Source organism: Pseudomonas sp. HS-18 (assembly GCF_020401845.1).
Lineage (GTDB): Bacteria > Pseudomonadota > Gammaproteobacteria > Pseudomonadales > Pseudomonadaceae > Pseudomonas > Pseudomonas nitroreducens.
The window spans coordinates 2351481-2363635 of the sequence record NZ_CP084413.1 but is presented as its reverse complement, the minus strand read 5'-3'; the positions used below and the strand labels follow the sequence as shown (position 1 = coordinate 2363635).

At 68.2% G+C, this 12155-nt stretch carries 11 protein-coding genes; 5 read left to right on the top strand and 6 right to left on the bottom strand.

Going from position 1 to position 12155, the window contains the following annotated elements; genetic code table 11:
- Window positions 1-69 precede the first annotated feature (69 nt).
- From kdpC to kdpF, 4 genes are all read right to left on the bottom strand, one after another.
- Window positions 70-618 (bottom strand): potassium-transporting ATPase subunit KdpC, encoded by a 549-nt coding sequence (gene kdpC, locus LDJ84_RS11065; RefSeq protein WP_084359780.1) that lies wholly within the window; start codon window positions 616-618, stop codon window positions 70-72.
- A gap of 173 nt (window positions 619-791) precedes the next feature.
- A complete protein-coding gene (gene kdpB, locus LDJ84_RS11060) occupies window positions 792-2852 on the bottom strand; it encodes a potassium-transporting ATPase subunit KdpB (RefSeq protein WP_226046315.1) in 2061 nt (686 codons plus the stop codon).
- A 12-nt stretch (window positions 2853-2864) separates the two neighbouring features.
- The gene (gene kdpA / locus LDJ84_RS11055; RefSeq protein WP_226046314.1) at window positions 2865-4559 is read right to left on the bottom strand and encodes a potassium-transporting ATPase subunit KdpA; all 1695 of its coding nucleotides are present in this window, start codon (window positions 4557-4559) and stop codon (window positions 2865-2867) included.
- An 8-nt stretch (window positions 4560-4567) separates the two neighbouring features.
- Window positions 4568-4657 carry a K(+)-transporting ATPase subunit F gene (kdpF, locus tag LDJ84_RS11050; RefSeq protein ID WP_037007992.1) on the bottom strand — a complete coding sequence of 30 codons (90 nt, stop codon included), beginning with the start codon at window positions 4655-4657 and terminating at the stop codon, window positions 4568-4570.
- A gap of 320 nt (window positions 4658-4977) precedes the next feature.
- Here kdpF and LDJ84_RS11045 point away from each other — a divergent pair, with 320 nt between their 5' ends.
- The 5 genes from LDJ84_RS11045 to LDJ84_RS11025 all read left to right on the top strand — a co-directional run bounded on the left by LDJ84_RS11045 (window position 4978) and on the right by LDJ84_RS11025 (window position 9807).
- On the top strand, window positions 4978-5733 hold the full coding sequence (locus LDJ84_RS11045) for a response regulator (RefSeq protein ID WP_037018411.1): 756 nt from the start codon (window positions 4978-4980) through the stop codon (window positions 5731-5733).
- The gene (locus LDJ84_RS11040) at window positions 5714-6820 is read left to right on the top strand and encodes a sensor histidine kinase (RefSeq protein WP_226046313.1); all 1107 of its coding nucleotides are present in this window, start codon (window positions 5714-5716) and stop codon (window positions 6818-6820) included. The genes LDJ84_RS11045 and LDJ84_RS11040 overlap by 20 nt, the downstream gene beginning before the upstream one ends.
- A 108-nt stretch (window positions 6821-6928) precedes the next feature.
- Complete coding sequence (gene xopAW, locus LDJ84_RS11035; RefSeq protein ID WP_226046312.1) at window positions 6929-7699, top strand: EF-hand domain-containing protein; 771 nt, start codon at window positions 6929-6931, stop codon at window positions 7697-7699.
- A 126-nt stretch (window positions 7700-7825) separates the two neighbouring features.
- Window positions 7826-8473, top strand: coding sequence for a FadR/GntR family transcriptional regulator (locus tag LDJ84_RS11030; protein WP_037016845.1), 648 nt, complete (start codon window positions 7826-7828; stop codon window positions 8471-8473).
- 53 nt (window positions 8474-8526) lie between these two features.
- On the top strand, window positions 8527-9807 hold the full coding sequence (locus LDJ84_RS11025; protein ID WP_226046311.1) for a CynX/NimT family MFS transporter: 1281 nt from the start codon (window positions 8527-8529) through the stop codon (window positions 9805-9807).
- A gap of 266 nt (window positions 9808-10073) precedes the next feature.
- Here LDJ84_RS11025 and LDJ84_RS11020 read toward each other — a convergent pair whose 3' ends face one another.
- The gene (locus LDJ84_RS11020; RefSeq protein ID WP_065327589.1) at window positions 10074-11129 is read right to left on the bottom strand and encodes an AI-2E family transporter; all 1056 of its coding nucleotides are present in this window, start codon (window positions 11127-11129) and stop codon (window positions 10074-10076) included.
- A gap of 62 nt (window positions 11130-11191) precedes the next feature.
- Entirely contained in the window at window positions 11192-12079 is an 888-nt protein-coding gene (locus LDJ84_RS11015; protein WP_226046310.1) for a DUF4892 domain-containing protein, read from the bottom strand.
- Between the last annotated feature and the right edge of the window lie 76 nt (window positions 12080-12155).

Genomic DNA, 12155 nt, shown 5'->3' with positions numbered 1-12155 from the left:
ATAACCTGTTCCAGGTTATTCGCCCTACGGTCCAACCCTGGCTGCACCCTGCTACACAGGCGCTGGAGTCTAGCGAGGCAGGCTGGCCAGGGCCATGTTCAGCGCCAGCACGTTGACCACGGCGGGGCCGATCAGCGGGCGTTCGGTGTTCGCCTCCACCAGCTTCTCCAGGCTCGCCGCCGGTACGCCGCGTTCCAGGGCGATGCGCGGCACCTGGTACAGCGCGGCGGCGGGCGGCAGCTGCGGGTCGAGCCCACTGCCGGAGGTGGTGACCAGCGCCAGCGGCACCGGCTGGCCGCCAATCTGCTGGGCGGCGGCATCCTTGGCGATGCGTTCGGCCAGCGCCGGGTTGCCGGGCGCAAGGTTGCTGGCGCTGCTGGAGACGGTGGCGAAATCACCGGCCGAGGGGCGCGAATGGAACCACTGGGCGCCGTCGAATTTCTGCGCGATCAGGGCCGAGCCGCGGACATTGCCCTGCTCGTCGCGCACCAGGCTGCCATTGGCCTGGTCGTGGAAGGCCACCTGGGCGATGCCGGTGACGGCCAGCGGGTAGACAACACCGGTGATCGCGCTGAGCAGGACCAGCGAGGCGATGGCGGGGCGGAGTTGGTTGAGCATTTTTTCGTGATCCTCTGTTGGGTTCGGAGCGAGAGGCGTCCCTCACCCCAGCCCTCTCCTGAAGGGAGAGGGAGACGTTCGGTGTGTCCGGCGAGGTCGGCGTTTCCCGATCACTCCGGACGGTCCCCTCTCCCATTGGGAGAGGGCCAGGGCGAGGGGAAAAGGCGCGCGCCTCAGGCCAGGCCCACCGCTACCAGAATCATGTCAATCACCTTGATCCCCACGAACGGTGCGACCAGGCCGCCCACGCCATAGATCAGCAGGTTGCGCCGCAGCAGCTGCGAGGCGTCGCTGGCCTGCACGCGCACGCCGCGCAGGGCCAGGGGGATCAGCGCGACGATGATCAGCGCGTTGAACACGATGGCCGAGAGGATGGCGCTCTGCGGGCTGGCCAGTTTCATCACGTTGAGCACGCCCAGCTGCGGGTAGATGCCGGCGAACAGCGCGGGAAGGATGGCGAAGTACTTGGCCACATCGTTGGCCACCGAGAAGGTGGTCAGCGCGCCACGGGTCACCAGCAGTTCCTTGCCGACCTGCACCACGTCCAGCAGCTTGGTCGGGTCGCTGTCCAGATCCACCAGGTTGGCGGCCTCGCGGGCGGCCTGGGTGCCGTCGTTCATGGCCATGCCGACATCCGCCTGGGCCAGGGCCGGAGCGTCGTTGGCGCCGTCGCCGCACATGGCGACCATGCGCCCCTCGCCCTGCTCCTGGCGGATGCGCGCCAGTTTCTTCTCCGGCGTGGCTTCGGCGATCACGTCGTCCACGCCGGCTTCGGCGGCGATGGCGGCGGCGGTCAGCGGGTTGTCGCCGGTCACCATCACGGTGCGGATGCCCATGCGGCGCAGTTCGGCGAAGCGCTCGCGGATGCCTGGCTTGACCACGTCCTTGAGGTGGATGGCGCCCAGCAGTTTGCCGTCGGCCACCACCAGCAGCGGCGTGCCGCCGCTCTGGGCGATGCGTTCGATTTCCTTGGCCAGGCTTTCCGGCATCTGCGCGCGGCCCAGGCCAACGAAGGCCAGTGCGGCGTCCACGGCGCCCTTGCGGTAGATGTGGCCGTCCATGTCGATGCCCGACAGGCGCGTCTCGGCGCTGAAGGCAATCGGCGTCACGCGGCTGCGTTCCGGCTCCGGAAGGACGATCTGCGCGCGCAGGAACTCCACGATGGATTTGCCTTCCGGCGTATCGTCCGCCAGCGAGGCGAGGAAAGCGCCTTCGGCCAGCTCCAGCGGCTGCACGCCGGGTGCGGTATGCAGCGCGCTGCAGCGACGGTTGCCGAAGGTGATGGTGCCGGTCTTGTCGAGCATCAGCACGTGCACATCCCCCGCCGCCTCCACGGCGCGGCCGGACTTGGCGATGACGTTCAGGCGCACCAGTCGGTCCATGCCGGCGATGCCGATGGCCGAGAGCAGGCCGCCGATGGTGGTGGGGATCAGGGTCACCAGCAGCGCCACCAGGAACACCAGCGGCAGGTTGCCGCCGGCGAACAGGGCGAAGGGCTTCAGGGTCACGACCACCAGCAGGAAGATCAGCGTCAGGCCGATCAGCAGGATGTCCAGCGCCACTTCGTTGGGGGTCTTCTGGCGCTTGGCGCCCTCCACCAGCGCGATCATGCGGTCGAGGGTGGATTCGCCGGGGTTGGCGGTGATCTTCACCAGCAGCCAGTCGGAGACCAGCCGGGTGTTGCCGGTGACGGCCGAACGGTCGCCGCCGGATTCGCGGATCACCGGCGCGGATTCGCCAGTGATAGCGGCCTCGTTGACCGCCGCCACGCCTTCGATCACCTCGCCGTCGCCGGGGATCAGCTCGCCGGCTTCGACGCGTACCACGTCGCCCTTGCGCAGGCTGCTGGCGGCGACTTTCTCGAACTTGCCGGTCACCGCCATGCGCATGGCCTGCAGGCCCTGGGTACCGGCCTTGAGGCTGTCGGCGCGGGCCTTGCCGCGGCCTTCGGCAAGGGCTTCGGCGAAGTTGGCGAAGAGCACGGTGAACCACAGCCACACGGCGATCTGCACGGCGACGAAGGTGGGCACCGCCTCGCCGCCGACCACACACAGCACGGTGGTCAGCACGGCGGTCAGGGCGACCACCAGCATCACCGGCGAGCGTTGCAGCTGGCGTGGGTCGAGCTTGATGAAGGCCTGCAGCAGTGCCGGCTTCCAGAGGGCGGACAGCGCGGTGGTCGGGCGTTTTTCAACGGCCTTTTTCATCGCGAGTTCCCGGGTATGTGCGTTCATTCAAGGAGCTCCTCAGAAACCAAGCGTCAGGTGGTCGGCCACCGGGCCCAGCACCAGCGTTGGCAGGAAGTTCAGGCCGCCGACCAGCAGGATGGTCGCGGTCAGCAGGCTGACGAACAGCAGGCCGTGGGTCGGGAAGCTGTTGGGGCCGACCGGCGTGGCCTTCTTCGCCGCCAGGCTGCCGGCGATCGCCAGCACCGGCAGGATGTAGCCGAAGCGGCCGATCAGCATGGCCAGGGCGATCATCAGGTTGTGGAACGGCGTATTGGCGCCGAAGCCACCGAAGGCCGAGCCGTTGTTGGCGGTGCCCGAGGTATAGGCGTAGAGCAGTTGGCTGAAACCGTGCGCGCCGGGGTTGCTCACCGAGGCGGCCGGGCCGGGCAGGCTGGCGGCGATGGCGCCGAGCACCAGCACGCCCACCGGCATCACCAGCAGGGTTGCCACCAGCAGGCGGACTTCGCGGGCTTCGAGCTTCTTGCCGAGGTATTCCGGGGTGCGGCCGACCATCAACCCGGCGAGGAACACGGCGATCAGGACGAACAGCAGCATGCCGTAGAGCCCCGCACCGACGCCGCCGAAGATCACTTCGCCGACCATCATGTTGAGCATCGCCACCATGCCGGACAGCGGATTCAGGCTGTCATGCATGGCGTTCACCGAGCCGTTGGAGGCCGCGGTGGTGGTCACAGCCCAGAGCACGCTGGCCGTGGTGCCGAAGCGGCTTTCCTTGCCTTCCAGCGGGGCGACCTGCTCCACCGGCAGCGCGCTGAGCGCCGGGTTGGGCTGGTACTCGGCCCACAGCGAGGCGCCCAGGCCGAGGGCGAACAGCACCAGCATGCAGCCGAGGATGGCGCGGCTCTGGCGCAGGTCCTTCACGTAGTGGCCGAAGGTGAACACCAGCGCAGCCGGGATCAGGATGATCGAGACGACTTCGAACAGGTTGCTCCAGATGGTCGGGTTCTCGAACGGGTGCGCCGAGTTCACGCCGAAGAAGCCGCCGCCATTGGTGCCCAGTTGCTTGATGGCGATCTGGCTGGCCGCCGGGCCCAACGGGATGGACTGGTCGGCGCCCTGCACGGTCAGCGCGTGGGCGTAGTCGAGGAAGGTCTGCGGCACGCCCTGCCAGACCAGCAGCAGCGCCAGCAGCAGGCACAGCGGGATCAGCCCGTAGAGGGTGGCGCGGGTCAGGTCGACCCAGAAGTTGCCGAGGTTGTTCGTCGACTTGCGCGAGATGCCGCGGGCCAGCGCCACCAGCACGGCCAGGCCGACGGCGGCGCTGACGAAGTTCTGCACGGTCAGGCCGAGCATCTGGCTCAGGTAGCTCAGCGAAGCCTCACCGCTGTAGGCCTGCCAGTTGGTATTGGTGACGAAGCTCACCGCGGTGTTGAACGCCAGCGTCCACTCCAGACCCGGCAGGTGCTGCGGGTTGAGCGGCAGGCCGCCCTGCAGCAGGAGGATGGAGAACAGAAGCACCAGCCCTACCAGGTTGAAGGCCAGCAGGGCCAGGGTGTAGCTCTTCCAGTCCTGTTCGTCGTCAGGGTGGATGCCGCACACGCGGTAAATGGCCCGCTCCACTGGCAGGAAGACCGGACTGAGGAAGGTCCGCTGGCCCTCCATCACCTTGTAGTAGAAGCGCCCGAGGAAGGGCGCCGGCACCAGCACCAACGCCAGGAAGGCAATGATCAGCAGCACGTCATGACTGTTCATGAACGCTCCTAGGAACGGTCGGCGCGCAGCAGCGCCACCAGCAGGTAGATGAACAGTCCCGTGGCCAGGACCAGTGACACAGCGTCGAGCACGCTCATGATCTATTTCTCCTCACGCGGGCGATTCCATCGCTTGCGCGGCTGTTTGCCGCTTGACGGAAATTCTCCGCAAGCAACGCGTAAAGGAGCGATTCCCGAGCGTGCCGGGCGGCATAAAGAAAGCGTAAAAAGCCGCTCTGGCGCGGCGATTGGCGCTTATGTATCCGGACCGATACACAGCCGACACGCTGACGACACCCGCGCACCGCAGCCTCGCCGACCATGGCCCGCGCACGCGCTGACGGGTTAGCATGCGTGTGTCGCATGCCCCTGGCGGCCCCTGGCCACCCTGCCCCACGATTCCCGCGACAGGTTTCTTCATGCACCCGACCACTTCCGACGATCCGCGCCGCTGGACCACCCGCGCCCTGCTGGTGGACGACGACCAGCCGATCCGCGAGCTGCTCTGCGGCTACCTCGCGCGCTTCAACATCGAGGCCCATGGCGTGGCCGACGGCGTCGAGATGCGCCGTGCGCTGGAAAACGAAAACTTCGATGTCGTGGTGCTCGACCTGATGCTGCCCGGCGAAGACGGCCTGTCCCTGTGCCGCTACCTGCGCGCCGAGTCGGACATCCCGATCCTCATGCTCACCGCCCGCTGCGAACCGGCGGACCGCATCATCGGCCTGGAACTGGGCGCCGACGACTACATGGCCAAGCCCTTCGAGCCGCGCGAGCTGGTAGCGCGCATCCAGACCATCCTGCGCCGCGTGCGCGGCACCAGTCTCCCCAGCGAGGAAGGCACCCGCGGCGAACCGCGTGCCCAGGTGCGCTTCGACCAGTGGCGGCTGGACAGCGTGCTGCGCCAGCTGCATGCCCCGGATGGCCTGGTGGTGCCGCTGTCCAACGCCGAATTCCGCCTGCTCTGGGTGTTCCTCGAACGCCCGCGGCGGGTGCTCAACCGCGAACTGCTGCTGGACGCCGCCCGTGGCCGCGCCATCGAGGCCTTCGACCGCAGCATCGACCTGCTGGTCTCGCGTCTGCGGCAGAAGCTCGGCGACGATCCGCGCTCGCCCCGGCTGATCAAGACCGTACGCGGCGAAGGGTACCTGTTCGATGTCCGCGACATCGCCTGAATCCGCGCCCGTGCGCGCAAAGGAAAAACCCCTGGAGCGCGCCGACAGCCTGTTCGCCCGGCTGTTCGGCGTGTTCCTGTTGGCCATCGTGGTCGCGCACCTGCTGGCCTTCGCCTGGTTCCATCACTACGGGCCGCGTCACGAGCCACCGCCTCCGCCGCCAGCGGAGCACAGCTTCGAGCGCGGCCCGCCGCCCCCCGGCATGATGCCGCCGCCACCGCCCGGCCCGCGCCTGCCGTTCTGGAGCGTGCCGTTCGCCTTCCAGTTGCTGACCCTGATCCTCGCCGCCTACATCGGCGCGCGCCTGCTGGCCCGCCCGGTGCAACATCTGGGAGACGCTGCGCTGCGCCTCTCCGAAGACCTGGACAGCCCGCCCCTGCCGGAGACCGGCACGCGTGAAGCGCGCCAGGCCGCGCGCGCCTTCAACCGCATGCGCGAGCGCATTCGCGAACAGGTGCAGCAGCGCAGCCGCATGCTGGTGGCGGTTTCCCATGACCTGCGCACGCCGCTCTCGCGCCTGCGCCTGCGCGTCGAGGAAGTCGACAACCCGCAGTTGCGCACCCGCATCAGCCAGGACCTGGCCGAAATGATCGGCATGCTCGACTCCACCCTGCACTACCTGCAGCAGGAGCGCGCCAGCGAACCCCTGCAGTGGTTCGACGTGAAGGCGCTGGCCGACTCCCTCGCCGAGGACGCCTGCGAGCGCGGCGCCAATGTCGGCGTGGAAGGCTACTGCGCGCCGCTCAAGGTGCAGCCGATGGCACTGCGCTCCTGCCTGAACAACCTGCTGGACAATGCGCTGCGCTATGCCGGCGATGTCAGCATCGAGCTGCGTGACGGCACCCGCGAGCTGGAAATCCGCGTACGCGACCACGGCCCGGGCATTCCCGCGGAGCTGCGCGAGCAGGTGTTCGAGCCGTTCTTCCGCCTGGAAGGCTCACGCAACCGCAACTCCGGCGGCGTCGGCCTGGGCCTGGCCATCGCCCGCGATGCCGCGCGGCGCCAGGGCGGCGACCTGTTCTTCGAGGAAACCCCTGGCGGCGGCGCCACCGCCGTGCTGCGCCTGCCCAGAAGCGCGGCTGCGTAACGCCGTTGTAGCCGCCAGCAAACAAAGCGCACAAACCCGCGACACAGGCGCGCCCGAGGCTGTCATCACCGGAGAACCCTCCGGCTTGGCAACCATGGAGACTCTCCTATGATCAGCGGCGTGAGCAGCAGCTATGCGAGCTACTACACCAGCTCGCTCGCCCGGACCCAGACCGCCAGCAGCACCGCCACACAGAGCGGTAGCACTGGCGCGTCCCAGGGCGCGGCGAAGTTCCAGGAAGACCTGTTCAAGTCCATCGACAGCGATGGCGACGGCAGCATCAGCAAGGACGAACTGACCAGCGCGCTGTCGTCCGGCGACGACTCGGACAGCAGCGATATCGACATCGACGCCCTGCTCAGCGAGTTGGACAGCGATGCCAGCGGCGGCATCTCCCAGGACGAACTCTCCGCCGCCATGCCCCCGCCTCCCCCTCCGCCGGGCGGCATGGGGGGAATGGCCGATGCGGGGGAATCCGCCGACGACCTGATCAGCGCCCTGGACAGCGACGGCGACGGCAGCCTCAGCAGCGACGAGCTTTCCGCTCTGGGCAGCAGCGACGACAGCGAGCGCCTGAGCGAACTGTTCAGCCAGCTCGACGCCGACGGCAACGGCTCCATCAGCAGCGACGAACTCGCCAGCGCACTGCAGGCGCAGCGCAGCGACGGTCCGCCGCCACCGCCGCCTTCGGCCTCCAGTGGCTCATCCAGCGATTCCTCGGACAGCTCGACGACCACCGCCTCCAGCAACTCCGCAAGCAGCGCCAACACCGGCGCTGCCTACCAGAAGCTGGTGGCCAACCTGCTCAAGCAATACCAGAGCAGCGAGGTCACCGCACTCCAGGCTACCAGCGGCAGCCTGGTGAACATCGCCGCCTGATCCGCGTCGTACCCACCGCCGAAGCCCCCGCTCCGGCGGTATCACCCGTCAGTCCCGCATTGCCAGCGACCCCGTGCCTGGCCTAGTCTTGGCCTCTTCAAATTCATCCGATGATTGGATGTTTCCATGCCAAGCCCTCTTCAAAAGCGCTCCCTGGTCGACATCGCCCTGGAGCAGATCCATCAGCGCATCGGCGACGGCACCTGGCCGCTGGGCCAGCGCCTGCCCCCCGAACCCGAACTGGCCGAAGCTCTCGGCATGAGCCGCAATACGGTTCGAGAGGCCGTGCGCGTGCTGACCTTCTCCGGTGTACTGGAAGTGCGCCAGGGCGATGGCACCTACGTGCGCGCCTGCGCCAACCCGCTGGACGCCATGCTGGTGCTCGCCCGCAGCTCGGTGGAGCAGGCGCTGGAGGCACGCGGCATCATCGAGGTGGAAGCCAGCCGACTGGCCGCCGAGCGCCGCAGCGAAACCGACCTCGCCGCGCTGCATGAGGCCCTCGAAGCTTCCGCCGTGCACCACGGCGGATCGCTGGACGAATACATCGCCCACGACCTGGCCTTCCACCAACGCGTGGTGGACAGCGCCCACAACCCGGTGCTCAGCGAGCTGTACCGCTACTTCTCCCAGGTCATCCGCGCCGGGCTGGAGCGCACCATCGGCGACCCGAGCCGGCCGCAGCCGAGCTTCGAGCTGCACCGCGAGCTGGTGGACGCCATTGCCCGTGGCGACGCCGAAGCCGCCGCGAAAGCGAACCGCGCGCTGCTGATCTGACTCCCATTTCCTATACCGAACGCTTTCTGCCTTGCTGCCCTGGAATGCCCACCATGTCCCTGCCCAATGAACCGAAAGACGTCGAACACAAGGTGTCCTGCCCGCCCGAAGAACTGCTGATCGACGCCGAAGACGACAGCGCGCCGAAGAGCGGACCGCGCCCGCAACGTACCTGGCTGTTGCTGCTGGGCCTGGTGCTGGTGGCGATCAACCTGCGCCCGGCGCTTTCCAGCCTGTCGCCGCTGCTCAATACCGTGCGCGACGACACCGGCCTTTCCGCTGCTGCCGCCGGCCTGCTGACCACCCTGCCGGTGCTCTGCCTGGGCCTGTTCGCGCCGCTGGCGCCGATGCTCGCGCGGCGCCTGGGCGCCGAGCGCACCGTGCTGCTGATCCTCTTCACCCTGGCCGGCGGCATCGTCCTGCGCAGCCTGTTCCCGGTGGCCGGGCTGTTCCTCGGCAGCCTGGTGGCCGGCGCCAGCATCGGCATCATCGGCGTGCTGCTGCCGGGCATCGTCAAGCGCGACTTCCCGCATATCGCCGGGACCATGACCGGCGTCTACACCATGGCCCTGTGCCTGGGCGCCGCCACCGCCGCGGGCTCCACCGTGCCGCTGGCCGGGCTGATGGGCAACAGGTGGCAACTGGCCCTGGCGTTCTGGGCGATTCCCGCCGTGGTCGCGGCGGCGATCTGGCTGCCGCAGACGCGCCAGAACCACCACGCCCACCGTGCGGTGTACAAGGTGAAGGGCCTGTGGCGCGACCCGCTGGCCTGGCAGGTGACGCTGTACATGGGCCTGCAATCGTCGCTGGCCTACATCGTCTTCGGCTGGGTGCCGTCGATTCTCATCGACCGTGGACTCAGTGCGGTGGAAGCCGGGCTGGTGCTCTCCGGTTCGGTGATGGTGCAGCTGTTCAGCGCCCTGGCCGCCCCCTGGCTGGCCACCCGCGGCAAGGACCAGCGCCTCGCCGTGGTGATCGTCATGAGCCTGACACTGGCCGGCCTGCTCGGCCTGCTGCTCGCCCCGCTCTCGGGTATCTGGGGCTGGGCGGTGGTGCTCGGCCTCGGCCAGGGCGGCACCTTCAGCATCGCCCTGGCGCTGATCGTGCTGCGCTCGCCGGACTCCCACGTCGCCTCCAACCTCTCCGGCATGGCCCAGGGCGTGGGCTACACGCTGGCGGCCTGCGGACCTTTCCTGGTCGGCGTGGTGCACGACGTCACCGGCGGCTGGGCGGCAACCGGGGTGATCTTCGTGGTGGTGACGGTGGCGGCGATCATCTTCGGCCTGGGCGCCGGGCGGGATCGGTTGGTGCAGGTGAAGAGCGAGCACGTCTGACACCTGAAGCCGCAGGGCGCATAACCCGTTCGGGATTGCGCCTTAACTGTAGGAGCGAGCTTGCTCGCGAATGGAGCTTCCCGTCAGCTCCGAAGCGGCCGTTGCGCCCTCTCCCCCGCCCTGGCTGCGCGCCCCGCTCCGCAGGGCGAGGGAGCCGCTCGGCGCGGGGCTCTTCTACGGAGTCAGCCGGCGAGTGCCGCGCTTTCGGCACACGCCGGACAGTCGCCTCGCCCTTCAGGGAGAGGGCAAAACCCTGCTCCGAACCATCAAACTACAGGCGGTGACGGCGGCCGGCGCGAGCTCTCGACCCAGGCGCTGATCAGGTTGTAGACCACCGCCAGCAGCACCGGCCCGAGGAACAAACCGATGAAGCCGAAGCTGAGCAAGCCGCCAAGCACGCCCAGCAGCACCACCACCAGCGGCAGGTTGCCGCCCCGGCTGATCAGGTAGGGCTTGAGGATGTTGTCCACGCCACTGATCACGAAGAAGCCCCAGATGGCCATGAACACGCCATAGCCATAGCTCTCCTGGTAGAACAGCCAGAGCACGGCCGGCCCCCAGATCAGCGGTGGCACCATCAGCAGGCTACAGACGAAGGTCAGCAAGCCCAGCACCAGCGGGCCCGGCACGCCGGCGATGAGGAAGCCGACGGTCGCCAGCACCCCTTGTGCGGCGGCGGTGCCGATCACCCCGTTGACCACCCGTTGCACGGTACCGGCGATGATGTCCATGTACTGCTGTGCGGTGTCGCCGATGAGGCGCTGCAGCATGCCGTGGGCAAAAGCCTGCAGGCGCAGGCCGTCACGGTAGAAGAAGAAGATCAGCACCAGGCTGAGTACCAGCTCGAAGATCCCCGCCCCCAGTTTGGCGCTGCGCGCCAGCACCCAGTTGCCGACCTCACCCATGTACGGCTTGAGCGCGGAGAACATTGCCACGCCCTGCTGGTCGGCCTGGTACCACCAGCCGATCAGGCGATCGCCGATCAGCGGCACGCGGGCCATCCACTCCGGCGGCGGCGGCAGGCCGGAGACCTGCAGGTTCTTCACCAGCTCCACGCCTTCGCGCACCCGGTCCACCAGCCCGAAGCCCAGCCATACCAATGGCAGCGCCACCAGCACGATCCAGCAGACGGTGAGCACGCCGGCCGCCGCTGCCTGGCGGCCGCCCAGCAGTTGAGTGAGCAGGCGCATCAGCGGCCAGCTGGCGAAAGCCAGCACTGCGGCCCAGACCAATGCCGACCAGAAGGGCAGCAACACCCAGATGCTGGCCGCAAGCAGGCCCAGCAACAGCAGGCGCAGCAACAGGCGATCATTGTCGAACATTGGAAACCCCGGTTGGCTCGAAAGCCCCAGTGTAGGGCGTTTCGCCCTTCAGCGTAGGGGAATCAGCGCAGCCAGGTCAGGTGCAGGCCGTCACTATCGTCCTTGCCTTGCTCAAGACGCGCATCGCGCACGCCCTGGGCGGTGAGTGCTGCGCGCCAGTCACTGGCATGCTTGCCGGCCAGCTCGACGCGCACCCCGGTATCCAGGCGCAGGGTACGCACCAGCAGGTCGAGCCAGGCGCCGCCCGGCTCCTGAGGCACATGGCTGAGGGTCAGCTCGCCGTTGGCCTTGAGCAGGCGCATCAGGGTCGCCGGGCTGGGCAACAACTCGCCGAGGGCGGCGCCGCTGTCCAGCTGTTCGGCATGCAGGTAGGCGCGGCGGTTGCCGCGGGTGATGGTGTAGACCGCTACCAGGCTGTCCTCGTGAGGCGCAGCAAGGCGTACCAGCAGGTAGGCCTGCTGGTCGTCCGGGCCGAACAGCTTGGAGTTGCCGAACACCGAATTGGCCAGCAGGTTGCTGGAGCCGCAATCGCGGCTCTCGCACCAGAACAGCGGCGTGGCGTCGGCCTTGAGCAGGTCCTTGCGCGCGGCGGCGAAGGCGCTCTGGCTGGAGTCCTCGTCGGGCAGGCGGTAGGTCACGGCGGTCAGGTCGCCGATGGCACGCACCTCCCCCTCCATGCGCAGGCGCCCGCTGATACGACTGATCGAACCCTGTGGGTAGATGCGCTCCTGGCCGGCAGCCTGGTTGAAGTCGACGATTTCCGAACGCGGGAAGCGCGGGAGGATGTCCAGGTCGTGGCTGTCGGGCAGGTCGGCGGCGCCGGCAACGGCGCTGACACCGAGAATACCGGTGAAGATCAGGGAGTGAAGGAGCCGCGAGATCCGGGCCTTCTGCGCGTCCGCCGAAAGGTTTTTGCCGTCTTGGCGCGCGGTGGTCTGGACGTCGAGCATGCACAATCTCCCTGAAACGATCCGTGCAGACTCGCGGCAGGCCCCGCTTTAGTCAAGCTGCGCGCCGCTACAGGGT

Excerpts from the sequence above, each read along its gene's own strand:
- kdpC (WP_084359780.1), bottom strand. The coding sequence starts at position 618 with ATGCTCAACCAACTCCGCCCCGCCATCGCCTCGCTGGTCCTGCTCAGC.
- kdpB (WP_226046315.1), bottom strand. The coding sequence starts at position 2,852 with ATGAACGCACATACCCGGGAACTCGCGATGAAAAAGGCCGTTGAAAAA.
- kdpA (WP_226046314.1), bottom strand. The coding sequence starts at position 4,559 with ATGAACAGTCATGACGTGCTGCTGATCATTGCCTTCCTGGCGTTGGTG.
- kdpF (WP_037007992.1), bottom strand. The coding sequence starts at position 4,657 with ATGAGCGTGCTCGACGCTGTGTCACTGGTCCTGGCCACGGGACTGTTC.
- LDJ84_RS11045 (WP_037018411.1), top strand. The coding sequence starts at position 4,978 with ATGCACCCGACCACTTCCGACGATCCGCGCCGCTGGACCACCCGCGCC.
- LDJ84_RS11040 (WP_226046313.1), top strand. The coding sequence starts at position 5,714 with ATGTCCGCGACATCGCCTGAATCCGCGCCCGTGCGCGCAAAGGAAAAA.
- xopAW (WP_226046312.1), top strand. The coding sequence starts at position 6,929 with ATGATCAGCGGCGTGAGCAGCAGCTATGCGAGCTACTACACCAGCTCG.
- LDJ84_RS11030 (WP_037016845.1), top strand. The coding sequence starts at position 7,826 with ATGCCAAGCCCTCTTCAAAAGCGCTCCCTGGTCGACATCGCCCTGGAG.
- LDJ84_RS11025 (WP_226046311.1), top strand. The coding sequence starts at position 8,527 with ATGTCCCTGCCCAATGAACCGAAAGACGTCGAACACAAGGTGTCCTGC.
- LDJ84_RS11020 (WP_065327589.1), bottom strand. The coding sequence starts at position 11,129 with ATGTTCGACAATGATCGCCTGTTGCTGCGCCTGCTGTTGCTGGGCCTG.
- LDJ84_RS11015 (WP_226046310.1), bottom strand. The coding sequence starts at position 12,079 with ATGCTCGACGTCCAGACCACCGCGCGCCAAGACGGCAAAAACCTTTCG.